The organism is Pseudomonas sp. 20P_3.2_Bac5 (assembly GCF_025466035.1).
In the GTDB taxonomy this organism is placed as follows: Bacteria; Pseudomonadota; Gammaproteobacteria; order Pseudomonadales; family Pseudomonadaceae; genus Aquipseudomonas.
Map to the genome: position 1 here is coordinate 1 of NZ_JANLOA010000019.1, position 25512 is coordinate 25512.

General features: G+C 61.9%; 26 protein-coding genes and 1 pseudogene. 7 read left to right on the top strand and 20 right to left on the bottom strand.

The window, feature by feature from the left end; all coding sequences use genetic code 11:
- Positions 1 to 44 precede the first annotated feature (44 nt).
- Both NTD88_RS03010 and NTD88_RS03015 read right to left on the bottom strand, forming a co-directional pair.
- Positions 45 to 794 (bottom strand): FadR/GntR family transcriptional regulator, encoded by a 750-nt coding sequence (locus NTD88_RS03010; protein WP_262155541.1) that lies wholly within the window; start codon positions 792 to 794, stop codon positions 45 to 47.
- Between the two features lie 70 nt (positions 795 to 864).
- The gene (locus tag NTD88_RS03015) at positions 865 to 1578 is read right to left on the bottom strand and encodes a conjugal transfer protein TraX (protein ID WP_262155542.1); all 714 of its coding nucleotides are present in this window, start codon (positions 1576 to 1578) and stop codon (positions 865 to 867) included.
- 71 nt (positions 1579 to 1649) lie between these two features.
- On the opposite strand from NTD88_RS03015, the gene NTD88_RS03020 reads away from it, so the two are divergent.
- Entirely contained in the window at positions 1650 to 2444 is a 795-nt protein-coding gene (locus NTD88_RS03020; protein ID WP_262155544.1) for a hypothetical protein, read from the top strand.
- Between the two features lie 15 nt (positions 2445 to 2459).
- Here the strand turns inward: NTD88_RS03020 and NTD88_RS03025 are convergent, their stop codons facing one another.
- On the bottom strand, positions 2460 to 3317 hold the full coding sequence (locus tag NTD88_RS03025; RefSeq protein ID WP_262155545.1) for an AraC family transcriptional regulator: 858 nt from the start codon (positions 3315 to 3317) through the stop codon (positions 2460 to 2462).
- Positions 3318 to 3402: 85 nt separating this feature from the next.
- Here NTD88_RS03025 and NTD88_RS03030 point away from each other — a divergent pair, with 85 nt between their 5' ends.
- From NTD88_RS03030 to NTD88_RS03040, 3 genes are all read left to right on the top strand, one after another.
- Positions 3403 to 4029: a glutathione S-transferase family protein gene (locus NTD88_RS03030; RefSeq protein WP_262155546.1), complete on the top strand. Its 627-nt coding sequence runs from the start codon at positions 3403 to 3405 to the stop codon at positions 4027 to 4029.
- A 36-nt stretch (positions 4030 to 4065) separates the two neighbouring features.
- Positions 4066 to 4965: a DMT family transporter gene (locus NTD88_RS03035; RefSeq protein WP_095156884.1), complete on the top strand. Its 900-nt coding sequence runs from the start codon at positions 4066 to 4068 to the stop codon at positions 4963 to 4965.
- Between the two features lie 130 nt (positions 4966 to 5095).
- Complete coding sequence (locus tag NTD88_RS03040; RefSeq protein WP_262127511.1) at positions 5096 to 6346, top strand: VWA domain-containing protein; 1251 nt, start codon at positions 5096 to 5098, stop codon at positions 6344 to 6346.
- Positions 6347 to 6454: 108 nt separating this feature from the next.
- On the opposite strand, the gene NTD88_RS03045 is transcribed toward NTD88_RS03040, so the two are convergent.
- The 15 genes from NTD88_RS03045 to NTD88_RS03115 form a co-directional block, all read right to left on the bottom strand.
- Complete coding sequence (locus tag NTD88_RS03045; protein ID WP_095156882.1) at positions 6455 to 7033, bottom strand: TerD family protein; 579 nt, start codon at positions 7031 to 7033, stop codon at positions 6455 to 6457.
- 31 nt (positions 7034 to 7064) lie between these two features.
- Positions 7065 to 7640 (bottom strand): TerD family protein, encoded by a 576-nt coding sequence (locus NTD88_RS03050; RefSeq protein WP_095156881.1) that lies wholly within the window; start codon positions 7638 to 7640, stop codon positions 7065 to 7067.
- 21 nt (positions 7641 to 7661) lie between these two features.
- On the bottom strand, positions 7662 to 8666 hold the full coding sequence (locus tag NTD88_RS03055) for a TerC/Alx family metal homeostasis membrane protein (RefSeq protein ID WP_177454443.1): 1005 nt from the start codon (positions 8664 to 8666) through the stop codon (positions 7662 to 7664).
- Between the two features lie 44 nt (positions 8667 to 8710).
- Positions 8711 to 9160, bottom strand: coding sequence for a tellurite resistance TerB family protein (locus tag NTD88_RS03060; RefSeq protein ID WP_095156879.1), 450 nt, complete (start codon positions 9158 to 9160; stop codon positions 8711 to 8713).
- 50 nt (positions 9161 to 9210) lie between these two features.
- The gene (locus tag NTD88_RS03065; protein WP_262155547.1) at positions 9211 to 10386 is read right to left on the bottom strand and encodes a TerD family protein; all 1176 of its coding nucleotides are present in this window, start codon (positions 10384 to 10386) and stop codon (positions 9211 to 9213) included.
- Positions 10383 to 10973, bottom strand: a complete 591-nt coding sequence (locus NTD88_RS03070; RefSeq protein ID WP_262155548.1) for a TerD family protein — start codon at positions 10971 to 10973, stop codon at positions 10383 to 10385. Before NTD88_RS03070 ends, NTD88_RS03065 begins: the two co-directional genes overlap by 4 nt.
- Positions 10974 to 10975: 2 nt before the next feature.
- Complete coding sequence (locus tag NTD88_RS03075; protein WP_095156876.1) at positions 10976 to 11689, bottom strand: HAD family hydrolase; 714 nt, start codon at positions 11687 to 11689, stop codon at positions 10976 to 10978.
- Positions 11686 to 12636: an HpcH/HpaI aldolase/citrate lyase family protein gene (locus NTD88_RS03080; RefSeq protein WP_262155549.1), complete on the bottom strand. Its 951-nt coding sequence runs from the start codon at positions 12634 to 12636 to the stop codon at positions 11686 to 11688. Before NTD88_RS03080 ends, NTD88_RS03075 begins: the two co-directional genes overlap by 4 nt.
- Positions 12636 to 13730 carry a cysteine protease StiP family protein gene (locus NTD88_RS03085; RefSeq protein ID WP_262127508.1) on the bottom strand — a complete coding sequence of 365 codons (1095 nt, stop codon included), beginning with the start codon at positions 13728 to 13730 and terminating at the stop codon, positions 12636 to 12638. Before NTD88_RS03085 ends, NTD88_RS03080 begins: the two co-directional genes overlap by 1 nt.
- Positions 13723 to 14481, bottom strand: coding sequence for a trehalose phosphatase (locus tag NTD88_RS03090; protein WP_095156874.1), 759 nt, complete (start codon positions 14479 to 14481; stop codon positions 13723 to 13725). Before NTD88_RS03090 ends, NTD88_RS03085 begins: the two co-directional genes overlap by 8 nt.
- The gene (locus NTD88_RS03095) at positions 14471 to 15598 is read right to left on the bottom strand and encodes a phosphoribosyltransferase domain-containing protein (protein ID WP_095156873.1); all 1128 of its coding nucleotides are present in this window, start codon (positions 15596 to 15598) and stop codon (positions 14471 to 14473) included. The genes NTD88_RS03090 and NTD88_RS03095 overlap by 11 nt, the downstream gene beginning before the upstream one ends.
- Positions 15599 to 15668: 70 nt before the next feature.
- A complete protein-coding gene (locus NTD88_RS03100) occupies positions 15669 to 16808 on the bottom strand; it encodes a trypsin-like peptidase domain-containing protein (protein WP_095156872.1) in 1140 nt (379 codons plus the stop codon).
- A gap of 73 nt (positions 16809 to 16881) precedes the next feature.
- A complete protein-coding gene (locus NTD88_RS03105) occupies positions 16882 to 17880 on the bottom strand; it encodes an ATP-grasp domain-containing protein (protein ID WP_262155552.1) in 999 nt (332 codons plus the stop codon).
- Between the two features lie 488 nt (positions 17881 to 18368).
- Complete coding sequence (locus tag NTD88_RS03110; RefSeq protein WP_262127505.1) at positions 18369 to 18701, bottom strand: Rieske (2Fe-2S) protein; 333 nt, start codon at positions 18699 to 18701, stop codon at positions 18369 to 18371.
- A 61-nt stretch (positions 18702 to 18762) separates the two neighbouring features.
- Positions 18763 to 19887, bottom strand: coding sequence for an FAD-dependent oxidoreductase (locus NTD88_RS03115; protein WP_175651457.1), 1125 nt, complete (start codon positions 19885 to 19887; stop codon positions 18763 to 18765).
- Between the two features lie 187 nt (positions 19888 to 20074).
- Here NTD88_RS03115 and NTD88_RS03120 point away from each other — a divergent pair, with 187 nt between their 5' ends.
- Entirely contained in the window at positions 20075 to 20998 is a 924-nt protein-coding gene (locus NTD88_RS03120) for a LysR family transcriptional regulator (protein WP_095156869.1), read from the top strand.
- Between the two features lie 9 nt (positions 20999 to 21007).
- Here the strand turns inward: NTD88_RS03120 and NTD88_RS29060 are convergent, their stop codons facing one another.
- Positions 21008 to 21877 carry a methyl-accepting chemotaxis protein gene (locus NTD88_RS29060; protein WP_410017245.1) on the bottom strand — a complete coding sequence of 290 codons (870 nt, stop codon included), beginning with the start codon at positions 21875 to 21877 and terminating at the stop codon, positions 21008 to 21010.
- A pseudogene (locus NTD88_RS29065) lies at positions 21869 to 22990 on the bottom strand (HAMP domain-containing protein); the annotation flags it as partial. The gene NTD88_RS29060 and the pseudogene NTD88_RS29065, both read right to left, overlap by 9 nt.
- A gap of 322 nt (positions 22991 to 23312) precedes the next feature.
- Between NTD88_RS29065 and NTD88_RS03130 the strand changes: the two are divergent.
- A complete protein-coding gene (locus tag NTD88_RS03130; RefSeq protein ID WP_262155554.1) occupies positions 23313 to 24470 on the top strand; it encodes an alpha/beta hydrolase family protein in 1158 nt (385 codons plus the stop codon).
- Between the two features lie 21 nt (positions 24471 to 24491).
- On the top strand, positions 24492 to 25427 hold the full coding sequence (locus tag NTD88_RS03135) for a VOC family protein (RefSeq protein ID WP_095156866.1): 936 nt from the start codon (positions 24492 to 24494) through the stop codon (positions 25425 to 25427).
- The last annotated feature ends 85 nt before the right edge of the window (positions 25428 to 25512 follow it).

Sequence of the window (25512 nt, forward strand, 5' to 3'; positions counted from 1 at the left end):
TATAGGTGTAGGAGCGAGCTTGCTCGCGAAGGGCCCGAAGCGGATCAACCCTGCGCCTGAGCCTTCTCATACGCCTGGCGCAGATGCTCGCGGCTGTTACCCAGGTGCAGACGCATCGCCGCGCGGGCCGACTCCGAATCCTGCGAGGCGATGGCGCTGTAAATCTGCTCGTGTTCGCGCTCCAGGCGTTCCAGGTACTGGCGCTGGTCGTCGGCGCGGGCGTAAGTGCGGGTGCTGAGGCGGGTCCGCGGAATCACCTTGGTTCCCAGGTGGCCGAGGATATCGGTGAAGTAGCGGTTGCCGGTCGCCTCGGCAATCAACAGGTGGAAGGCGAAATCGGCGCCCGCCGAATCACTGCCGCTGGCCATCAGCCCGTTGAGCGCATCCAGCGCTTCGCGCAGGCTGGCCAGTTGCTCGGCGGTGCGGCGCTGCGCCGCCAGGGCCGCGGACTCCACTTCCAGGCTGATACGGAACTCCATCACCGCCAGCACATCGGCCAGGGTCATCACCGTGTCGCTCGGGGTGTTGAACAGGCCCGAACTCGGCGGCTCAAGCACAAAGGTACCGATACCGTGGCGGGTTTCCACCTGGCCGGCGGCCTGCAAGCGGGAAATCGCCTCGCGCACCACGGTGCGACTGACGCCGAACTGCTCCATGACCTGCGCTTCGGTCGGCAACTTCTCGCCCGGCTTGAGCAGGCCGTCGCGGATCTGCCCGGTGAGGGCAGCCACCAGCTCTTCGGCCAGGCTGCGGCGTTTGCGCAAGGGTTGCGAGAGGGTGCTGTTGTTATTCATCGAGTGCACGGCTAGTGGGAACGAGGGGGTGCATCATAGCCAAGGGAAACGCGGCCGGTCATCCCCGGAGTCAACTAAAAACGCTCAACAGCTTGATCGCCGCCAGGTGCAGTGGATAAAACGCATAGCCCCAGCGCCCGACAGGGCGCACGGCGCGGCGCACGTCCAGGCGCAAAAGCCCCAGCCCGAACGGCGCGCACAGAAACGCCGTGGCCAGGACCACGATCGATATCGGTTGCAAGGCGTTGTGCAGAATCCAGCCATTGGTGAGGTTGCCGCCCACCGCCAGCGCGCCGGCCAGCCACATATAGCGCCGGTCGTGCAAGGCCAGGACGAACGCCGCCGGCAGCAACACCCCCGGCCATCCGTACATCAACCGGTCGCTGGTGAAGACCGCGACCAGCAGCGCCGCCAGCGCCAGCAGCCCGGCCATCCGCGTGCGGTGGTGCACACCCCAGGCGACCAACAGGCCGAGGGTCAGGGTCGGCATCACGTTGAGGGTCGGCGAGCCGCTGTCCAGCCAGCGGTACGGCAGCTCCGACAGCAGCGAAAAACCCAAGCACCAGCCCAGATAACGAAGGTTGACGGGGGTGAACAGCGTGCCGGGGAGCGTGCGGGCGACATTGGCGGCAATCGCCAGGCAGAAAAACGGAAAGGCCAGCCGCCCCACCACAAACAGCCAATGCTGCTCGGGCCAGAGGTAGCGCAGGTGATCGCCGACCATGGTGACGATCGCCAGCCACTTCAGCAGATCAAGGGAAGCCGAGCGGACGGGTCGAGCCAATGAATGCTCCTTCGCGGGTTGGCCATCAGCGCTGTAGCATACGCGACCCTTCGTGCTGATCGAGACCCGACATGGACCGTCCACCCCGCCTCCTGCCCATCCTGACGCTCTGCCTGCTGCCGCTCGCCGATGCCGTGGCGCGAGAACCGCAACCTTGCCCGCAGCCACTGCTCGATTCGCTGGCCACCCAACTGCAACAGCAGGGCTGGACCACGCCGACCGATGACAGTGACGGCCCACTGCTTGCGGCGGCCTGCAAGCGCTGGCCTGATGACCCGGCGCTGTCGGTGGTCGCGGTGGCCTACCGTGACGCCGACGATCACCAGCCGCCCGGCGAACGCAGCCCGCACCTGCTGGTGGCGAAAGTCGATACCGACAGCGGGCGGCTGCGCGAACGCCTCGACCAGGACATGGCGGAAGATGCCGAGCTGGAGTTCGGCGCCAATAGCCTGTGGCTGGACACCGCCCGCTATCGCCTCGCCCCCGAAGTACGCGCCTTCGGCGTGGTCATGACCAGCACCGCCCGCGGCGCCAGTTGCCCCGATGCCGGCTACAGCAACCTGCTCACCCTCGTGGTGCCCGACGCCGATGGCTTGCGCCCGGTACTCACCACCCACCTGAGCAACTGGACCACCCTGAAAGGCGTCAGTTGCAGCGAAGGTTTTGAAATGGAGCAGGCCACCCTGACCTTCAGCGTTGGCACGCAGCAGTCGCAGGGCTACGCCGACCTGATCGTCCAGGCCCAGGTCAGCAGTGGCTACGCCAAGCCGGTGTCGCGCACGGTCAGCAAGACCCTGCGCTACGACGGCAACCGCTACCCGCTCGACGAATACCCTTCCTTCTGGTGGAGCAACCCGCAGCCGTGAGCCGGTGCCGACGGCTTATCTCGCGGCGCGAAACAGGCCGTCGCGAAAGGCCTTCGGCGTCACCCCGACGACTTTCTTGAAGGCCCTGGCCATGTGGCTCTGGTCGAAGAAGCCGCACGCCACCGAGGCTTCCGCCAGGTCCATGCCAGCACGCAGCAGCGCCTGCACCCGCGCCACCCGTTTCTGGATCTGGTAGCTGTGCGGCGCCACCCCCACCTCGCGCTTGAACACGCGGATCAGGTAGAGCGGGTCCATGCCCGCTTCCAGGCCGAGGGTTTCCAGCGAAAGGTTATGCTCCAGCTCGCTGTCCAGCCGACTGCGAATCCGCCGCACCGCGTCGCGCTCGGAGCGCCCCTGCCCGGCCAGCTCTACACCGTGGCGCTGGAACAACCCGGCCAGCGCCTCGATCAGCACCGTCTCGCGCTCCAGCGGCAGGGCCGAAGCCGCGAGGGTGCTGTGGGCCGTGAGCAGGGCGCTGGCCAGGGCCGGGTCATGGGCCATAGGCTCGCGGAACAAGTGCACATGACTGGTGCCGCCACGCCCTTGCAGCACCACATCATTCAGCCACGTTGGCTCGATATAGAGCATGCGGTAGACCCAGCCGGCCTCGTCCACCGGCACGCCGTCGTGGATTTCACCAGGCGTGAGGGTCACCACGGTGCCCGCCGTGCCGAGGTGATTGGCGCCGCGGTAATAGAGTTTTTCCACGCCCTGGGTAATCACCCCCAGCGCATAGCGGTCGTGGGAATGACGGCCAAAGTGCTGATTGCTGTAGCGGGCGCTGAGCAATTCGCAGCGGCCTTCGGGGATGCGCAGGAATCGGGAGAAGTCGCCGGTGGGCTCAACACTGCGGTTGTGCGGCCTGTCATTCATGTCGCAGTCCAGTTTCGTACAATCGCCGTTTGAAACAGCTTGTTAAGTTTGATTTCCATTCAAACCTAACAGGCAGCTCACACCCATGGCAATCAAGCTGGCAATCGGCGATTTCAACAAGTCTTCCTGGTCGTTCCGCGCATGGCTTGTGCTGAATGCGGCCGGGGTCGATTTCGAAACCCCTCAGGTCCTGCTGGAACAGGACGACACCCACGCCAACATCCTCAAACTGTCGCCGTCAGGCAAAGTTCCGGCGCTGCTGGTCGACGATCTGGTCATCAACGACAGCCTGGCCATCGCCGAGTACATCGCCGAAATCCACCCGCAGGCCGACCTCTGGCCCGACGCGCGTGAACTGCGCGCCCTCGCCCGCGCCGCCGCTGCGGAAATGCACTCGGGCTTCGTCAACCTGCGCACGCAAATGTCCTTCGGCCTGAACACCGGCGACACCAGCGAACCGCTGCTCGAGGCAACCCGCGAAGAAATCGCGCGGATCTTCCAGATCTGGGGCGACCTGCGTGCCCGCAGCGGCCACGGCACTTACCTGTGCGGTGAGCACTTCGGCATCGTTGACGCTATGTACGCGCCAATCGTGTTCCGCTTCCGCCGTTTCGGCATCGCCCTGCCGGCGCCCTTGCAGGCTTACGCCGACGCGATCCTCGCCTACCCGCCCGTGCGCACCTGGCTGCAACTGGCCTCCACCCGGCCCTGAACCGGATTGAAAGACGCTTAACGTCGAGTCACTGTCATGCACAACAAACGCGCTTTACTTGAATTGACCCTGGGCGGCCTGATGCTCAGCCTCTCGGCGCTGGCCGTGGCCTTCGCCAACATCGGCGCGGGCGGTGCGGGGTTCTACCGCATGCTGTTCGCCTCGGTGCTGTTCTACCTCAGCCTGAAATGGCGCAAGGTCCCGGTGCGCCTTCCCAGCCGCAAGGCCGTGATACTCACCGCGCTGGCCGGGGTTTTCCTGGCCATCGACCTGATCCTCTGGCACCACAGCATCTACATCGTCGGCCCCGGCATCGGCTCGATCCTGACCAACTGCCAGGTGTTCTTCATGACCCTGCTCGGCCTTTACCTGCTCAAGGAAAAACCGTCGCTGAACTTCGCCATCGCCATCGTCCTGGCGTTCTTCGGCCTGTACTTGCTGCTGGCCCCGGAAATGAGCAGCAGCCTCGGCACCAAAGGCGTGATCTTCGGCATCGCCTCGGGCCTGGCCTACGCCATCTGCGTCTACTACCTCAAGGCCGCCAGCAACCTGCCCGACAGCGGCGGCGACAAGATCGCGCAAATGCTCAACCTGAGTATCTGGGCCGGCCTGGTGATGCTCGGCTACGCCCTGCTGACCGGGGAAAGCCTGGCCATCGTCGACGGCCAGACCCTGCTGATGCTGGTGATCTACGGCGTCATGGTGCAGTTCGTCGGCTGGCTGATGGTCAACCGCTCCATCGGCTTCATCAGCCTCGGCCTCGCCGGCCTGATCCTGCTGCTGGAACCGGTGATCACCTACTTCGTCGACGTGGTGTTCCTCGACAAGGCCAGCTCCGCCCTGCAGATCGGCGGTGCGCTGCTGACGGTGGTGGCGGTGTATATCGGCTCGTTGAAGCCGCCGGAAAAGGTGCGATCGGTGACGGGGGAGGTCTGACGAAGGTCTGCTACCGACCACGCCGGGAGCCTGTTCATGGGGCCGCGCCTGATCTGCGCAGCGCGCCCGATGACAGGCTATTATTGCGCCCGGCCCCCAGGACCTATTCGATCATTCAAGGAAGTGCTTCATGCAGATCAGCCAAGGACAACGTGTGCCGTTGTCCAACCTCATCCAGGATCACACCCTGTCGTTCTCGATCCAGATTCACTCGCCGCACACCATCGATCTCGCCTGCTTCGGCCTGGATGCTCGTGGCCAACTGTCCGATGATCGCTACATGACCTTCTTCAACCAGCCCACCACGCCGTGCAACAGCGTGCGCCAGACCGGACCTGGCGATTTCGCGCTGAACCTCGGCAGTCTGCCGCCCTCGATCGACCGCCTGGTGTTCACCGCCGCCATCGACGGCCATGGCGCGATGCGTGACATCCAGCCAAGTTTGTTCAACATCAAGAACAGTGCCGGGCAAGTGGTTGCCACCTGCCCGTTCAGCGCCAGCACGTTCAGTGGCGAGAAAGCCATCATGGTGGCGGACATCTACCGCAAGGACGGGCAATGGCGACTCGCGTCCAACCTGCAAGGCTTCAACGAAGGCCTCGGGGCGCTAGTGAAGCATTTCGGTGGAGAGGTCGCTGATGAACCTGTCGCACCGCCTGCCGTCATCCAGTCCACGGTGTCACTGGAGAAAAAGGTCGCGGCCGCAGCCCCGCAACTGCTCAGCCTGGCGAAGAAGGCGCAGGTCAGTCTGGAAAAGGCCAAGCTCACCCATGTAAAGGCTCGCGTGGCACTGGTACTCGATGCATCCGGCTCGATGAACGGCCAGTACTCCAAGGGGCGGGTGCAGGAAGTCGTCAACCGTCTGCTGCCACTGGCTGTCCACTTCGATGATGATGGCTCCATCGATTGCTGGGCGTTCGCCTCCAGGCCGCAGAAGCTGTCCGAGATCACCCTCGCCAACTACAAGGACTTCATCGCCCGTGACAAGGGCGGCTGGCGCGACTGGGACCTGGGCAGCCGGGTCAACGACGAGCCCAAGGTGATGGAACAGGTGATGCAGCACTACTTGGCGTCCAACGATCGCTCCCCGGTGTATGTGCTGTTCATCAGTGATGGCGGCGTGCACGAGAATCGCAAGATCACCGCACTGATGAGCGAAGCGGCAAAGCTGCCGCTGTATTGGCAGTTCGTCGGCCTGGGCGGAAACGGTTACGGCATCCTCGAAAAGCTCGACGACATGAAGGGACGCGTTGTCGATAACTGCGGTTTCTTCGCGCTGGACGACCTCCAGCAAATCTCGGAAGAGCAGCTTTACGACCAGTTGATGGAGGAGTTCCCCGGCTGGCTCAAGGAAGCCACCGCGAAAAACATCATTCGTTGACCGGGTGAGTGGACATAAAAAATCCGATACCAGGAGCTGGTATCGGATTCTCTGGAAACTCCGAGTTTGACTCAAATCCCTAACCGGGACTCAGGCCAATCGGGAGCATCAGCCAATGCTTACGCCATGGGCTTCAGCCAGCGGCTTCAGGCCACCGGCGAAACCTTGACCGATCGCCTTGAACTTGAACTCGTCGTTGTGACGATACAGCTCACCGAAGATCATTGCGGTTTCGGTGGAGGCGTCCTCGGACAGGTCGTAGCGCGCGATTTCCTTGCCATCAGCCTTGTTCAGCACACGGATGTAGGCGTTGGAAACCTGACCGAAGGATTGCTTGCGACCATCGGCATCGTGAATGGTGACCGCGAAGACCAGCTTCTTCACTTCAGCAGCCAGGCTGGTCAGTTTCACGACAACCTGTTCGTCATCGCCTTCGCCCTGACCCGAGCGGTTGTCGCCAAGGTGCTCGACGGAACCGTCGGCCGACTTCTTGTTGTTGTAGAAGATGAAGCTGCTGTCGTTCAGCACCTTGCCGCTTTCACCGGTGATGAAGATGGAGGCATCGAGGTCGAACTCGGTGCCGTCGGTAACGCGAGGGTCCCAGCCCAGGCCCACGATGACTTCGCTCAGGCCTGGTGCCTCTTTCGACAGCGAGACGTTACCGCCCTTGGACAAACTTACAGCCATGATGTGATTCCTTGTTCAGTTGAGGGGGCGATCAGAAGTTCAGACCGTAGCCGTTGGCCAACGCACGCAGGCCACCGGCGTAGCCCTGACCGACTGCACGGAATTTCCACTCGCCATTGTTGCGATACAGTTCCGCAAAGATCATCGCGGTTTCCACCGAAGCGTCTTCTGCCAGGTCATAGCGAACCACTTCGGCGCCGGTGACCTCGTTGACGATGCGGATGAACGAATTGCTGACCTGGCCGAAATTCTGCTTGCGGGCTTCGGCGTCATGGATGGTGACAGTGAACGCGATCTTGTCGACGTCAGCCGGAACGCGGCTCAGGTCAACCTTGATCACTTCGTCATCACCCTCACCGATACCCGTGCGGTTGTCGCCAGTGTGCTCGACCGAACCGTCCAGGCTTTTCAGCTGGTTGTAGAAAATGAAATCGGATTCGCCGCGAACCTTGCCGCTGGCGCCCAGCAGGAAGGCGCTGGCGTCCAGGTCAAACTCGGTACCATCGGTAGCACGCGGGTCCCAGCCAAGGCCGACCAGAATCTTGGTCAGGCTCGGATCGGTTTTCGAGAGGGACAGGTTGCCGCCTTTTTGAAGAGTCAGTGCCATGAATACAACTCCTTGTGATTGCTACTGATTACTGCTGTCAGCCGACGTATCTTCCTTTTCGGGGAAGGCTACGCTGGCCAGGATGCCGATGACCAGAACGGCCATCACGATAAGCAAGCTAGTGTTCGGATCGATGCTGATGCCATGGTGGAACAGGTGATCGGTGGCGTTCAGGCCCAGCTTGGCTGCGATGAAGAACAGCAGCACGATAACCGCTTTTTCCAGGTGTACCAGATAACGCTTCAGCGCTTCCAGAACGAAGTACAGGGTCCGTAGGCCAAGGATCGCGAACAGCATGGCGGAGTAGACGATCAGGGGCTCGCGGCTCACGGCGATGACCGCCGGAACCGAGTCGAACGCGAACAGGACGTCCGAAACCTCGACCACTACCAGGCAGAGGAACAGCGGGGTCGCGAAAATGCCGCCCTTGGCCGCCAGGCTCATGCCCTTGTTCTCGGGCTTCTGAATTTCCACTTCGAGCGCTTTGCGACTGACGAAGAAGTTGTGACCGTACAGCTTTGGCCATACCGGGAACAGCTTCTTGGCAAAACGGTAGGCGATATGCTGGGAGTAGTCCTCCTCGCCTTCATCGTCACCGCCGCTTCTGAGCATCATGACTGCGGTCCAGGCGACGATCAGCGCGAAGACGATTTCCACCCACGGACCGAAGGCCAGCAGCCCCGTACCGATGGCCACGAACACGCCACGGAAAACGATGGCGCCGATGATGCCCCAGTAAAGGATGCGGTGACGCAAGCCATCCGGAACCTTGAACCAGGCGAAAATGGCCATGAACACGAACAGGTTGTCTACAGACAGCACCTTCTCCAGCGCATAGCCGGTAACGAAAAGGCTGGCCGCTTCAGGGCCATGCTGGACGTACAGAAAACCGGCGAAGGCGAGGGAAATCGCGACCCAGAACAGCGACCAGATCGACGCACCGGCCAGGGTGATTGGCTTGTCATTACGGTGAGTAACCATGTCCAGCAGTAGCGCGCCGAGCGCGATGCCGACAAAGACCGCCATGGTCAGCGGTGGGAAGCCGATATGAGATTCCACGTTTCAGTTCCTCAGAGTTCGAAATCAGCCGGGTTCAGACCCAGCTCAAGACAGATCAGGCGGCAGGCGGCCTTTTCTTTGGCATCGAAGTCGCCATCGGATGCACCGATGGCACAGGCAACGCGAACCAGCAGGCGAGACTCGGCATCCTTGCCCTTGATCTTGCTGATACTTTTCAGGGCTTCAGCCTGGCCAATCTGGAAGTCGAATTCGAACTTGCCACAGGCATCGGTAAATACCTTGATCACATCGTTGAGGTTGAAGACCTTCAACTCAGGCGAATTGTTGATGAAGCCAGCCATCTTCATCTTTTCTTCAGACTTGATCTCGCCATCGGCAGCGGAAATCAGTGCACAGGCATTGGCCGCAGCCTCCATGAAAGACCGGTTCTTGATCTTGCCGACTTCGGTCGTCAAGGTTTCACGGGCTTTCGCCGCGTTGGTTTTAAGCCACTCGAGCATTGCTTGTTCCCTCGTTCAGCGCAGCCAGATGGCTGCGCTGGATCAGTTGTTCATTTCGAGCCGGCGGACCAGCGCATGCCCCAGCCGTAGGCTTCGTCCATTTTGCGGTGACCCTGGTGGAAGTCGACCCGGCGGGTAACCTTGACGCCTCCGCCGACGTTCTCGAGCATCGCGATCGCGCACATGCCCAGGCTGCCGCCTTCTTCATTGAGACGAACCTCGATTTCCGGCTGACCGGGAACGAAGATCGTGACGACACCGTCGGTAGCCCGCCAGTTGGGCGCACCTTCGTAGATGAAGGCGTAGATCAGGATGCGGCGAATCTCGCTCCACTTCTTGCCGTTGATATGCAGCCATTCGCCACCGGCGACCGATCCTGTGCGGTCGTCCCCCATGAGCTGGATGAAGGGTGCGTAGTCCAGATCGCCAAAGCTGTTGCCGAGCGCCTGGACCGCTCCTTTTTCACCATCCTGGAGTTCGTAGAGACAGCCCACGTCCAGGTCGATGGATTTGTTGCGACTGAAGAAACCGCCGCCGCTGCCACGGTGCCAGTTCAGGTTGACCTTGATTTCGCCGAAACCGGCAGCGGTTTTCTCCAGGCTGATGCTGGAGCGGGTTTTATCCAGGGTGACCTTGCTGAGACTGACCGAGGACTTCGGCGCGGCAGGTACCGGCGGGACCGGAGCCGGAGCCGGGCTCGCAGCCGGCGCCGGGCTCGCCGGTGCCGCGACCTCGACGCCAAAATGCCTGGCCAGTGGTTCCAGGCCGCCGGCAAAGCCCTGGCCCACGCAGCGGAATTTCCACAACCCCTGGCGCAGATAGAACTCGCCGAGAATCAGCGCCGTCTCGTTCATGCCACGGGTCGGAATCTGTGCTTCGATACCACCGCTGACCGCCAGCGACAGCGTGGACACACGATCAAAGCTCGCCTTGTTCTCGTGGATGGTCGCCGTCAGGGCGACTTTTTCCACGGACGTATCGAGACGTGCAAGATCCAGGGTAAATTCGGCCCGCCCCGGCGAGGTCGCACTCAACTGGATCGCCCCACCGAGAATGCCGGTCTGCCCATAGAAGCACATGTCACCGTCACCACGGACCTTGCCCGCACTGCCCAGCGCGAAGGCGGAAACGTCGATATCAGCGCCAGGAATGGGCGAATAATTGATATCGACACGCAGTTGGCCGGAGGCTACCGGCGCATTACCACCAGGCGTCAGGGTAGTCATCCGCGCACCGCCCGGATGGCCAGGTCGACCAGCTCTTCGGCAGTACGGCCATTGGTGGACTGGCCGATGGCCTTGAACTGCCAGCCACCGCTGTCACGGCTGAGGCTGGCCATTACCACACCGGTATGCCCGCCTTTCTCGGCCAGGTTGAAACGCGCCAGTTCCTTGTTGGTGGACTGGTCCAACACGCGGCAGTAGGCATTCTGAACCTGCTCGAAGGTCTGCCCGCGGAAGCTGTTGACGATGAACACCAGGTAATGAACGGTGGCAGGCAGGCGCTGCAAGTCGACGTAGATGGTTTCATCGTCGCCATCGCCTTCGCCCGTGAGGTTGTCGCCGGAATGGTTGATCGAGCCGTCCCGGGACTGCAACTGACGGAACCAGACCACATCAACCGGATTCAGGCCAGCGTCCAGAACGATGCACGACGCATCGAGATCGATCGATTCGTTACCACCCAATAGCTTGGAAAAGAAGCCTGTCGGTTTCACGGGATCCCAACCCAGCCCCAGGCTGACCGAGGTCAAGCCAGTGCCGGCAGTTTTCTCCAGCGAGATGCTCTGATTTTTGCTCAGGGTGAGTGCCATGCTTACGCTCCATGTTGATCTTTGGTGTTCCGTTGAGAGTCGGGTAGGTTCCCGGCTTTGCCAAATTGCGCGCGGGATCGCCGCCACGCAGGGTGAAAATGACGCCAGTGAGGATCCTGGGCGGCGGCCAGCAGTTCGTGGTCGCCACGGGTATCGCCCCAGGCCCTGAGGCGGTATTGGGTCAATGGGCCGTAGACCGCTTCGAGCCGAAGGACCTTGTGTTCACAGCGGCAGTTGTTGCCGTTGATTCGGCCGGTCAAACGGTCATCAATCACTTCAAGCTCGGTGCCGATCAGCTTGACCCCAAGGCGATTCGCAAAGGGCTGCAGCACCAGCGCGGGCGACGCCGAGCACAGCGTGACCTCGGCGCCGGAGGCCAGCTCGGACTCCACCGCGCGCAGGCCGGACGGGCGCATGAGTCCAGACCAACTGTGTTCACAGAACGCCACGGACCGGCTTCTCAACCAGGAAGCCTCCACGCCGGTCAGGAAAGCACTGATCAGATGAGCCTTGAGTTCATCCCGGGTCATGCCTCGCATGACATACCTGAGGCCGGGCAGCACCAGCTTGAGGACACGGCGTAAAAACTCACGCTTGCCGAAGGCAAAGCGCAGAAACGGGACGAAGCTATCGTGCCGGGTCAGCGTGCCATCGAAGTCGAATACCGAGAGCACCTTTGCCCCTTCCGGGCCGGCTTCGAGCATATCCAGACTCATCCATTGATCTCCGCGAGACGGAACCCGGGTTCGCCGCCACCCGCTTCCGCGGGCTTGACCCCGTGCCATTTGGCGCGTTCGAGAATGTTCGTCGCCCACTTGTAATGCGTGGCTGGCTCGCACATGGCATCGTTGTGCCGAAAAACGGCAGGGGCCACGTCATTGGCGATCAGCCGGGCGCAATTGAGATCTTCGAGGCTGACCCGGAGCGCGTCTTGAATGAGGTTGATCTGGCTGGGATGGATGGCGGTTTTTCCGACTAACCCATGAGAGATATCCAGTTCCAGCTCCTCCTTCAATAACAGCGGCGTGGCCAGTTGCTCGAACACCGGCGCCGTCAGCGCGAAACCTTGCGCCCCCATGATTCCGGCGAGCATGGGAATGACGTAGCTCATCGGCGTGCTGTACAGCGTGGTCACAGGATTGCGGCGTAGTCCCAGGCAACCCATCAGGTCGTTGCCACCAATGCGCAGCGCGATGATCCGCTGGTTCAGGCTGGACTTGAGTGCCTGCCCCAACTCCACCATGGCACCCGGGTTAAAGACGTCAGCGGTTTCCAGGGTTGGCATCAGGTACAGGTCCGGATTGCTGATCGCCTGCTCCCATGCCGGGAGCGACAGCAGGGTCAGCTTCGGCACGACGAAACCATCGACGTGCTTCATCAATGGCCAGTCATTGAGGATGGCGGCCATTGCCGCGTCACGCGGTCGGACGAAGAGCAGCGGCCCATGCTCGGGACGCCCACCACAGGCATTGATGGCCAGGAGCAGCGTCTTGAGGTTCTCCAGCGCGCTCTCGACATCGATTGACGATACGGCATCTTCCAGACAAACAACGAGAGAACGCAGCTCGGGAAATTTGGCGCCGAACACCACCTCGAGCATGTCACCACGAGTGGCCGGCATATAAAGCGTCGCGCCCAGGGCGAACGGGGAAATCACCCTCATCAGTTGACGCTCCGGATAATGGTCACCGCGCGATAAGGCCCCAACTCTGCACCCGCTTCCTCCACCGTCACTCCGGCGCTGTCCGTCAGGTGCATCAGCAGCTGGACGTCCTCATCATCGCGGCTGCGTACCAGCACATGTTCAGGCACGCGGCGCAAGACCGCCCGGGTGGCCTCGGCGATACCCGGTTTGATTCGATTGAGGTTGCTGATGGCAAACCGAGCGGCAAGGGCCGTCACCACACCGTCCGCGCCCAATTGCAGCTCCCGCCGCTGCTCAACAGTCCAGGCTGTTGCAGTCAACGTTTCGCCCAACGTGCGGCGCTCGACTTCGATCTGGTCGACGAACTCACGGGTCACGTCATGCGCTTGCAGGTGGTCGTAGACAACGCAGCCATGCAGTCCGCCCTGCGCTGGCCAGATGGAGCGTGACACCAGGCCAGAGACCGTTGCCCCGAGAATTCCCGAGGGGATGAGCCAATCGTCCGAGGACGCCGCCAACCAGGCACGTCCGCAGGGATCAGCCAGAACCACGAGGCGAGGTTCTGGCGCAAAGCGATCGTCCCCGGCCAGGGTTCGCTTGAGCTCGCCCGAAATGGCTCCCTTCCCGGTCCAGCCATCGACGAAGACGATATTCTCGGCGCCATGCGCCTGGATGATTGCCTCCAGGGCCACACGGTCGATCCCGCGGTCACGAATGATACTGACGCCATAGTGATGGGCATCGCGGCCCATTCCGGTCAGTGCACGACGCAACAGGACACCCAGCGGCAGGCCGGCACGAACGAAGGAAACCAAGGCAATGGACGGACCGTGGCAAGCAGCATTCAGTGCCTGGGCCAGCGCCTGAACATCCGTTGCCATGCGTTTGCCGTTCTGGGCCAGCGCTCGCGCATAAAGGGTCATATGCATGGCCGTCGGCACATGCTCCATGCCGATCATGTCTGAATAGTGTTTCTGCTTCGTCTGGATCAGGCGCTCCTTTTCCTCGACGTCTGTAACCTGCATCTGCATGGCCTGCAGGAGAAAATGCACGTCTGCCGATGCGTAGCTACCGCTGCCCACGGTCATCAGGCTTGCGAGAAGGTCAGTCACGGATCATTTTCTCCACGGCACCGGCCAGTTGGCTGCGCGACGGCGTTGCCCACCAGTGACAGAGGTCCATGAATCCAAGATCGGTGATGCTGTCACCAAAACCCAATACCGGTCGCTCGCCATTCACGTCGCGATCACGGTGCAACCATTCCTCGACAGCCATGCGTTTGGCCAGGTGCTCAGGCAGGAACGCAAGGTTGTTGCCATTGCCATGGACATGCATGCCCTTCAGCAAACCCCGGGACTGGACGTGGGCCAGCACATCAGCCAGCACCGCGTCATCGGATTCGTTATGTTTGGTCACCACGTAGTGGCGCAGCCCCTCCTCTTCCACCACCCAGCCACGCAGGGAATGGCCAAGTTCCTCGCCGATCTGCAACGTCGCCTCGCTCAGCAGCGGCAAGCGGTCCTGAAATGCTCCCAGGGCATCGCTCATCCGCGTGTGCCAATCCTGATCAAGCGAGCCGTCGCGGCGCAGCATGGTACCGCCGTGCGAGCAAATGGCGCCCTGGGTGAACGGCAGGCTCACGCGACTGTACGCCTCGACACTGCGGGCCGTTACCGGAACGACATCGGCGCAGTCCAGCAACCAGTTGACGAACGCATACTGGACGGGGTTCATGTAGCCGTTGGGTTGACCGTTCACATCGAGGGTCGCCGGCGTTCTCCGCGTCCCTTCCGGCATTTTGCGCGCGGTCTGGAACAACGTGTCATCGAGGTCAACGAAGATCAGCGGGCGATTATTGGCCATCGACGACAACCTCCGCGCCCAGGGCAGCCACCAACTCCGCCGAAACCGCCGGCAGTGGTGTTTCCGTGCATATCAGCACCCGGTCGAACTGACCGGGCTCGACGTTGTAGAGGAAGTTCGGGATACCAAGGCCATAGTTGTCGGAAAACGACAGCGCATGCTTGATGGAATGGCCGATGGCGATGGGAGAGCGTGTGGTGGAGCTGAAATGAACATCGGCCCCCGCGCGCTCCAGGCGCTCAGCCAGCAGGAACGGACGCCAGACAAACTCGCTGGTACCGATCACGATGATGCGCTCACCGGCGCGAACCTGCAGGTCAGGCGCAAGGCTATCTTCCACATGGCTCACACCCAGACGTCCCCAATCGCGATCCGGCGACAGCGGCCAGTCGCCCATCGATACAGTGCCGACGTCCGGCATGTCCGGCAAAGGGGCATGCAGGTCCTCATGAAACTGGTAAGACCCCTTCATGAGCGCGACCGAGCTTGCCGATGCTCCGATGATTTGCTGCGCAGCACCCACCGACCAGTCCGTCAGCACGCAGGTCACCACCCGCTCGATATGACTCAAGCCAGCATCGACAAGGGCACGGTGCAAATTGACGAACGTCTTTCCGGTTGAGGCTTCGTCATCAACCAGTACCAGTGATCGAGCCTTGAGCATGCGCTCCCGAAGGTCCGGATCGACAGGCAGGTGGATGAGATGGGCACTGGCGTGGCTGTGTTCTTCCTCGAATCGGGTGAACAACTCGGTGCCCACCGGATGGCGGGTGCTGACCAGATACACGGTGTCCGAGCGTGTCGCACTGTAGGCGCGGTGTACACCGGCGCCCAGGCCCACCGCAGTTTCGGCCATGCCGATTACCAGCACCGGCCCCGGAAGATCAGCCGGAATTTCAGCTGCCAGGCTTTCGAAAGAAGCGCGCATGATGGACGGACGCACGGGTATATGACGCCCCAGCACCTTTGAAACAAAAAGAAATGCGCGTTTGGGGTTTCGGCGCTCGGCAAAGCCGAACAACTCGGCTGGCGTCAGGACAGCGTCGTCAACATTGACTTCGAGCACTCCCCGCGTGAGTTGAGCGCTAAGGGATGTGGGTACTACGTTGCTTTCCATGACTGCTTCCTGATCGGGTGCGAGGTCGGTGACCTGACACCTCTTTTCCTGGGGTTCAACTCAAGTGTTGCTAAGGGTTACGCGCTTCGATTTTCCATAGGCCATGCTGCGCCTCGCGGGTGATCTGCGCGGTAGTGAAGGTAGTGTCGGAGTCAGATCGAAGAGCCTGGATGCCACACGCATTCAAGAAAGCCAAAGTGAGCCCGGCCTTCACCGCGAAATTCATGTTCTGTGCGTCAGGTACCGTGGAAGTCACCATTCCAATAACAGCACCCGAAGTATCAAAAAGCGGACTGCCACTGGAGCCTGGCTGAATGGGGGCGGTGAACTGCAATACGCTGGCGTCGTTGTGCAAGCCGAACAGTGCCGATACTCCGCCCTGGGTCGCATGGATACCGCCACCGGCGAGCCCCGCCAAGGGAAAGCCCAGTGCTACGACCGGTTCTCCCAGGTCACAACGCGCGCCATCACGGAATGAGGCGGGCTTGAGCAACGGCGAGTTCTGCACCCGCAGCAGTGCCAGGTCGTTGCGGCGATCCACTACCACTGGCTCGGCACGGTGCCTTCCCTCGAACGAAGAAACATGGATTTCCTGCATGTCTTCAATGACATGTGCACAGGTGAGGATGTGTGTGGTGGTTACCGCAAACCCGGTCCCGGTTGCGCTGCTACGTGCCCGGTTTGCATCGGAAGGCGACGAGCGCCGATGAGGATGGGCATCGTCGATGTCCAGGCCTATCCTGCGCCCCAGGGCCGATAGCCCATAAGCAGAGCCTTCCGCCAACGCCCGGAACTTCCAAGACTGATTACGAGAATAGAATTCGCCAATGATGATGGCTGATTCACCATTCGCGCTGAGATCCACATGGGACTCGATTTGACCGTCAAGCTGCAGCCGCAACGAACGAAGCTCGCTGACCGGGCCGGCAGCAGAGAAGGTGTAGACCACAAGGAGCAAACGGTCCGCACCCGCAGGCAGCGTGGCGAGATTCAGCGTACAACCCGGGCGCTCAGGTCTGCCGACCCAATCCATCCAGGGCTGCTCAAGGTGGAACAGAGCAGGCTCGCCTTTGGAGTGACGCTTGTCATCCGTAGGGAGCAGTGCGATCGCAGCGTGCTCCCCAAAAGCAGAAGTATTCGCACACTCGATAGTCCAGGAACACTGAGCCGATCCCAGAGTAATATTCGCGCCAGGCGCTAACGCGATCATTCCTGAACGCTCCTTGATGTTGAATCCGTCCAACTCATGTCGAAATGATATCGAGCTTGCATTGGGTTAAGTATCAGTTCGCGATCGGCACCGCAACGGTAACAGCTTTGACTCTGATGTTTGCCTGCCAATCGGTCGCAGGCTCGGGTAAACCAAGTTGTCGAGTGGCGAAGATTCCAGGGAGGTTGATACCTGTGTGGCGCGTATATCCGATGCCCCCGGAATAACGCGGATTGATTTCCAGCAGATGCGGAACGCCAACAGTGTTATCCCGTGTCTGAACATTGACGAGACCATCGCACTTGAAGTGAGCAGCGGCGCTCAGCGCGAGTTCAACTGCAGCGGAATTTCTCTCGAATGTTTGATGCAGGCCTTGTTTGCGCCGGCCAACATAGGCAACGGGACGCCCAGCCTCACACACCATATCGACAGAACACTCCGCGCCGTTCATGTAAGGCATCACAAGCATCGGTGGTCGGTCGGCCTGGGTGCTGTATGCCGCGAGATAGGTCTCGAAATTAACATCCCGTGCATCAGGGTTGGCGAAGCAGCGGAATGGATCGACCGACTCCTTGAACCGCCAGAAACCTTGACCATAGATGCCTACCGCAGGCTTCACGCAGACCTCGCCCTGTGCCCGGAGAATTTCGTAGGCATTCACCAGTTCACGGGCATTGTTCACGGTGATCGCCGGAACACAGTTCAATCCGGCCTTCTCGGCCTCGGCCGTGAACCTGCTCTTGTCGTCGACAAGATCAAAGGTTTCCAATGACAGGCCGCCAGTTACGAGCTTCAGGCCGGCGGACTCGAAACGATGCCGCTCAGCCTCATGGATACGCCCTGCCCTTCCTGCCAGAATCACCTTGATGCCATGGGCTTCAGACGTCTGGATAATCCAGTCGATACGTTGCTGATCGTCCTTGGGCTCCATAAAGGCTACATCAGCGATGCTGGTGATTTCCGGACGATCCTGACGATGCGATGCGAAGATTTTCACTTCAGAAGGAAGTGCATCACGGGCGCCCAGAATAATGTCACGCTGACTGGACTGTCCTTCAAGAAACCAGATCAAGATGTAGATCCTCAATGTTTTGTTCTGAACAGTGGCAGCCGCTGATTGAAACCGAGGAAAAAGCACTGACTGACGTCAGCAACTCTTTACCGGCGAACATTCTACTCAACCTGTCAACGCGGTGCGCCTGGTCGAGCAGGAACACTTTGCCACTGAATGTGTACAACGAGAACCACAGCATACTGGCGATTACCCATCACCCGACAATCGACTCTTAGATGGATGTGAGTTGGAAAGTTCTACTGGTACCCAGAAAATAAATACCGAGATCAAGAAGTCGCGAATGAGCAATGAGCCAAGAGATGGGCTCTCTGAGCAGATTTGAACTGCCAGCGTTCCCATCACCAGAAGAGGTCTTTCAGATCAAACAGGTCAACGCGACCTGAAGCAGGAGGAGTGTAACTGCCCTTGTGTGACGTAATTACGGGGCTCTGCCTGATTTGGCTGAAGCCCCATCACAAGGGTGCGGCAACGTTGGACAGACACGCTCAGGCCTGAATCCACAGGTTCAGGTCGCCGTCCGCCGTCACTACCAGCGCCTGCAACGCCTGCCCCAGGCAAGGCCCGAGCAGGCAGGCACCGTCGGCGGGATCGAACAACGCACCATGGGCAAAACAGACGATGTGACGGCCATCACCCGACATGAAGCGGTCCTTGCGGTACTGCATGGCAACGTCGAGGTGGGGGCAAAGATTGCGGTAAGCCTTCACCTCACCCTGCCACAGCAGCGCGATGACCGTGTCGCGCCCCTGCTGCCAAGGATCAAAGCCACGGGCCTGTCCCTCCAGCAGTTGCTCACGGTGGCAAAGAAATGTGGCCACGGCTGGCTTCTCGCATCTGGCGAACAGAAATGCGGCACTGCCAGCAGTGCCGCGCTCAGGATCAGATAGGCTCGGCAGTGCGCGCCAGCATGGCTTTGGTCAGGCCGATGCGATCGAAAGCGGCATCCTTCGCCATCTCCCGCTCACCCGCCATGATCGAGTTTTCCGCGATGTATTTGCAGCGGTCGAAACGCCGCATCATGAACCGTTGCAGGCGGGTGCGCAGGTCGCCTTCGCCGAACAGTTCCTCGGCCAGCACCAGCGCATCCTCGATGGCCATGCCGGCGCCCTGCCCAAGGTGCGGGGTGGTGGCGTGGGCCGCGTCACCGATGAGCACGACGCGGTCCTTGAACCACGGATCATCGACGAACAACACTTCCATCGGTTTGTAGATCACCTGGCTGTTGTCGGTGATCTGCTCGCGCAACTCGCCCACCAGCCCGCCGATACCGGCAAGACGGTCACGCATGGTGGCGGCCAGTTGATCCTGCTCGTACCAGGGATTGTTCGGCTCGTGGGAGGTGGAGAACATGTACATCAGGTTGTCGGCCAGCGGCACCAGCCCGGCGTTGCCTTCGGCGCCGGTGTAGCTGGCGAGGTGGTCGATGGAGGGGTGGCGCGGGAAGTTGTAGCGCCACACGGCCTGCCCGGTGAACCGCGGGGTGTAGGTGTCGCCGTAGAGCATGCCGCGAACCTTCGAATACACCCCGTCGGCGCCGACCATCAGGTCGTAGCGGCCTGAGCTGCCGTCGGTGAACGTGACGTTCAGGTCACGTGGGAATTCTTCGTACGTTTCCACCGTCACACCGAGGCGCACCTGGGTGCCCAGTTCGATGGCGGTATCACTCAAGACCTGATGCAGGGCCAGCCGGGAGATGCCGACGTTGGCGGGGTATTGCGGCCCCGCGAGGCGTTGTCCGGGGATGCGCGCCAGGGCCTTGCCCTGCAGGTCGTAGATCCCGACGTCCTCGAAGGCATAGGCGGCGTCGAGGTACCGGTCCAGCACCCCGAGGCGGGCCATTTCCCGGACCACGTTGCTCTGCTGGATGATGCCGACGCCGTAGACCGTCCACTCGGACTTGATCTCCACCAGATCGACCTCGATCCCTTGGCGGCGCAGTGCAATCGCCGCGCAAAGGCCACCGATGCCTCCGCCCACGATCAGTACTTTGTTGATATCGCTCATGCGTGAATCCTTTGTTCTTGTTGTGTGGACCGGCCCTCCGGGCCCGTCGCCACAGCCTTTTCCGGCTCACGCGACGGCCACCATCGGGAGCCTGGAAGCACAGGCTAGAAACACGCGAACAATTTGACTAATCGTTACTGGGGATGCAGGGTATCGCGAAAATAAATACAACAAGAGAGTGCCTGCCATGCGCTTCAAACACCTGGATCTGAACCTCCTGGTGGCGCTGGATGTATTGCTCGAAGAGCAGAACATCACGCGTGCCGCCGAGCGTCTGCACATGACTCAATCGGCCACCAGCGGCGTACTCGGTCGCTTGCGGACCTACTTCGAGGACGACTTGCTGGTCCAGGTCGGACGCAAGATGATGCTCACGCCCCTGGCCCGCGACCTTGAAATTCCGGTGCGTGAAGTGCTGCTGAAAATTCAGACCTCGATCACCGCCAAGCCGGTGCACGACATCGCCGAGAGCAAGCGCCATTTCCGCATCATGGCCTCGGACTACCTGATCAGCGTGTTGTTCGCCGAGGTGATCCGCGAGATCAACCAGCAGGCGCCGATGGTCACCTTCGAACTGATCAGCCCCGGCGAAACCGCACGGGAAATGCTGATGCGCGGCGAGGTCGACCTGATGATCGCCCCGGAGCACTACATCGTGAAGGAGCACCCGTCGCAGTTGCTGTTCGAGGAGCAGCATGTCTGCGTGATCTGCCAGGACAACCAGGCGGTGGGTGACCGCCTGACGCTGGAGCAGTACCTGGAGCTGGGGCACGTTTCGGTGGTGTTCGGCCGCAGCCGCACGCCTGGCATCGAAGAATGGTTCATGACCGAGTACGGCTGCAAACGCCGCATCGAGGTGATCACCCACGACTTCAACACCCTGCCGCAACTGGTCATCGGCACCCAACGGGTTGCCACGGTTCACAGCCGCCTGGCCCGTCTCTACGCGCGCAACCTGCCACTGCGCATCGTGCCGCCACCGGTCAATCTCCCCGCCATGCAGGAATACATGAGCTGGCATCGCAGCCTCGACCGCGACCCCGTGCTCGCCTGGTTGCGCGAAAAACTGCTGGAGATGGCCAGCCGCCCGACCACGCCGCTGGCCGCTTGAACACCTGCGCTAGGCGCCGCGACGAAACGCTCCCAGCGCCTGCCCCAGGCTGGCGCTGAGGCGCTGCAGGCTGCCGCAGGCCTCTTCGAGACGGGCGCAATCCTCGGCATTCTGCTCCACCACCCGCTCGACCTCTCCCGCCGCACCGTCCACACGACCCGCCAGATGATGCTGGGTCCGCGCCGCCTCGGCGATGTGCCGGCCGGCGTTCTCGACCTCGACAATGCTGGTGGTAATCGCCGCCAGAACCTCGCTGGCCCGCGCGGTCAATTCCACGCCTTCGCCGGTCAGGCGCTGGCTGTCCTCCAGGCTCGCCGCGGCGTCGCGGGTGACCTGGCCCAGACGCTGGATCATGCCGTCGATTTCGCCCGTGGAGGCGCGGGTGCGGCTGGCCAGCCCGCGAACCTCGTCCGCCACCACGGCGAAACCGCGGCCATGTTCACCGGCCCGCGCCGCTTCGATCGCGGCATTGAGGGCGAGCAGGTTGGTCTGCTCGGCGACCGCGCTGATCACATCCAGTACGCCCGTGATGGCCTCGCTCTGGCTTTGCAAGAGCTGCATGGCGACGGTCCCGGCGCCCATTTCCAGTGACAACCGTTGCAGGCTCTGGCTCGCCTCGCGCACCAGCCGGTCGCCCTCGTGAATCAAGGCACTGGCCTCGCCCAGACTGGCCTGGCTGCCATCCACCCGCTGATTGACCTGGACGGTCGACTGGGTCATCGCCTGCATGGCGTGCAGCACATCGCCGGTTTGCTGGCGCTGGGCCCTAACACCCCGTCCGGTGCGCTCAACCATCTCGGCCAGGGTTTCGGCGGCAGCATCGAGCTGATCGGCATCCTCGCCAATCCGCCCGACCAATTCGCGCAGCGCCTGCAGCATCACGCCAATCGCGTCGTTCAATTGCCCCAGCTCATCACTGCGCCCCAGACGCGGCGGACGCCCCTGCAAATCCCCCGCGGCAACCCGCTGGGCCAGCGCCAGCATCTGCCGCACCGGCACGGCAATCGAGCGGCGGATCAGCACACAGGCACTCACGCTCGACAGCAATGCCAGGACCAGCATCGCCGCCAATTGCAGGTCCAGACGCCGGCGCTGCGCCTCCCAGGCGCTGGATGCCCGCGCGCGCTCATCATCCAGTGCCTGAATCGCCTGCTGCGCCGAGGTGTCCATGCTGCCCTGCTGCGCCACGGCCTGCTCACCGCTGCTGATGTAGCGCAGGAACGCCTGTCGGTATTCCTCCAGCGCCGTGGCGGCTTCGCCCAGGCTTAGACGGCGATCGCCCTCCAGTTGCGCGGCCAGATTGCTCAAGGCGCTGCCGAGTTCACTGACCCGGTTGACCCAGTCATCGCGATAGCGCTGCTGCGGATCGAGGATGAAGTACAGCTCGCTGTCGCGCAGATTGGCCAGGCGCTCGCGCAACGTCGCGGCATCTTCCAGAAGCTGCATGGCCGTCGCGTCTGGCGGTCGGTCATGCTCCAGCCCGGTATTGATATCGTCCAGTTGATCGATGAACAGCGCGGCAAATCGCTGACCCGCACTCTGCGCCAGCGCCTGCATGCGCAGTCGCGCGTCCTGGGCTTGCAGCCGCGCGGTTGCATACGCGCGGAACCCTTGCAGGTAGTCGTCGCTACGCTCACGCAAGGTGCGCTCGAACGCCTCCCCGGACTGAGCCTCGGCCACCTGGCCCTGCAACAGGTGCAAAGCGCTCTCCAGGCGAGTGGCTGATTCAGGACCGGCGAGCAGCGCGAATTCCTTCTCGGCTTGCCTCGCCTGCACCAGGTGATTGTGCAAGCGCTCCAGCGCACTCAAGCGGGCGCTGCTGGCCTGATTGACCTGCAGCGCATACCAGGCGGCCAGCCCCATGCCCAGGGTGCAGAACAGTACCAGGGCAAAACCCAGCGACAACTTGCCGCCAACACTGAGCCGGCCCAGCGTGGCGCCAATCGTCGTGGTCGGGAGCGTTTCGAATACGGTGGTAACAGACAAGGGCATCCTCCTTGGGAACCTGCGCGTCGTGCACGGCCGCGTACCCTAGCCTCCCCCACTTGCAGGCAACCAATCGAGACTGGCGATGCGAACCATCGGTAATCGCCATGCCTGCAACCGCCTCGCGCCCAGGTATCGCCGCCCCAGATAGCTGGCATCCGAACAAGCGATTTGTCCACTTCCTGACCCCATGCGAGCTTGCAATCACCGCCCGAAGGGTGGTCGTCGCCTGCTTCGCGTCATCAGCGGTGGCCTGACGGCGTGCCGTCGATACCTGCCTTGCGCGCCCGAAGCTGCTGGCGATCCGCATAACAAGAAGGAAAACACTATGTTCCGCTACTTCCCGACCAACTACGTTTGGAACCTGTCGGTGAACCTGGCCCTGGAAATGGGCGCACGCATCGGCGAGATCGTTGAAATGTGCGAGCCCCTGCTGGAGGCCGCCAAGCAACCCGACGCCGAAGGCACACGGGCCTTTCGTCAGACCTGGGCCGAGATGGCCGACAAGCTCTGCGACATGGCCCGCGAGGATGAAGCGCTCGGGCGGCTGCTCTCCGCCGGCGAAAAATACAACCGCGCCGCGACCTATTACCTGACGTGCGAACGCCTCCAGGCTCACGGTGCCCCCGGCCGCATGGCGCTCTACCAGCGCTTTCTCGACACCTTCGCCCGCGGCGTGGCGCTGTCGAAAGAGAACTGCGAGCGTGTCGAAATTCCGTACGAAGGCAAAGTGATCTCCGGCCTCTACGTGCGTGCCGAAGGCGTCAGCGGCCCGGCGCCGATCCTGGTCCAGCTCAACGGCCTGGACTCCACCAAAGAGATGAAATACCGCGTCGGCCTGCCGGCCTGGCTGGCCAAGCGTGGCATCGCCTCGCTGCTGATCGACCAGCCGGGCACCGGCGAGGCGCTGCGCCTGCATGACCTCAAGGCGCGCTACGACGCCGAGCACTGGGCCAGCCGCGTGGTCGACTGGCTGGAAGACCGCCAGGACATCGATGCAAAACGCATCGGCTGCGAAGGCGTGTCGCTCGGCGGTTACTACTGCCCGCGCGCCGTGGCCTTCGAACCGCGCTTCGCCTGCGGCGTGGTGTGGGGCGCCAACCACGACTGGCGCGACGTGCAGAAGCGCCGCCTGGAGCGTGAAGGCAGCTTCCCGGTTCCGCATTACTGGGAGCACGTTCGCTGGGTCTGGGGTGGCAAGGACATCGAAGAGTTCATGCAGATCGCCGAGAACGTCCACCTCGACGGCGTGGTGGAAAAAATCCGCGTGCCGTTCCTGGTGACCCACGGCGAACAGGACTCGCAGATTCCGCTCAAGTGGGCGCACCGCACCTACGAGCAACTGGTCAACAGCCCGAAACGCGAACTGAAGATTTTCACCGCCCGCGAAGGCGGCGTGCAGCACTCCAGCTTCGACAACTCCATCAACGCTGGCCAGTTCATCGCCGACTGGGTTGCCGAGAACCTCGGCGGCCGCACCGCCTGAATGCAGAGAAGATAAAAGATCATGAACATCATCGGACCCGATTACCTGGTGTTCGGCGTCGACAACGTCGCCGACTGTGTGCAGTACATGACCGACTACGGTCTCAAGCCTTGCAACCTGGACGAAAACGGCGGCTACCTCGAAGCCCTGGACGGCACCGGCGTGCTGATCCGCCCGCGCAACGACCCGCGCCTGCCGGCGGCGATGGAAACCGCCACGACCCTGCGGGAAACCGTGTATGGCGTGGCTGACGAAGCCACCCTGCAGGCCATCGAAGCCGAACTGAGCAAGGACCGCGAGGTAGTGCGCGGCGAAGACGGCGTGCTGCGCTGTGTGGACGACATGGGCTTCGCCCTGGGCTTTCGCATCACCCAGCGCCGCACCCTCGAACTGCCTGGCGAAGCCAGCCATGCGCCGGGCGCGCCTGCCGCACGGCCGATCAACGCGCTGGGCGCCAGCGACGACATGCCGGCGCTGCCGCGCAGCCTTTCCCACGTGGTGTATTTCGTTCCCGATCCGGCCAAGGCGGAGGCCTTCTACCAGCGCCTCGGCTTCGTCTGCACCGACCGTTTCGCCGACACCGGCCCGTTCCTGCGCCCGGGCGGAACCCAGGACCACCACACCCTGTTCCTGATCCAGACGCCACCGTTCATGAAGGGTATCGAGCATTTCACCTTCCATATGGGCGGCCCGACCGAAGTGCTGGTGGCCGGCACCCGGTTCGTGGAAAAAGGGTATGAATCGTTCTGGGGACCGGGACGCCACCAACTGGGTTCCAACTGGTTCTGGTACTTCAACAGCCCCATGGGCTGCCATGTCGAATACGACGCCGACATGGACCTGCATGACGAACACTGGACCGCCCGCACCGCCGCACCCGGCGCGGACAACTCGCAGTATTTCCTCTTCCACTATCAGGAGAAATGGTTCCCAGGCGGACCGCCTGCCAAGCACTGAGTCGGGGTTTTAACGTGGTGAATCGGGGCGTCGGATGACGCCCCTTTTTTTGGTTCACACTGCCCTTGAAGGCATGGATATCTAA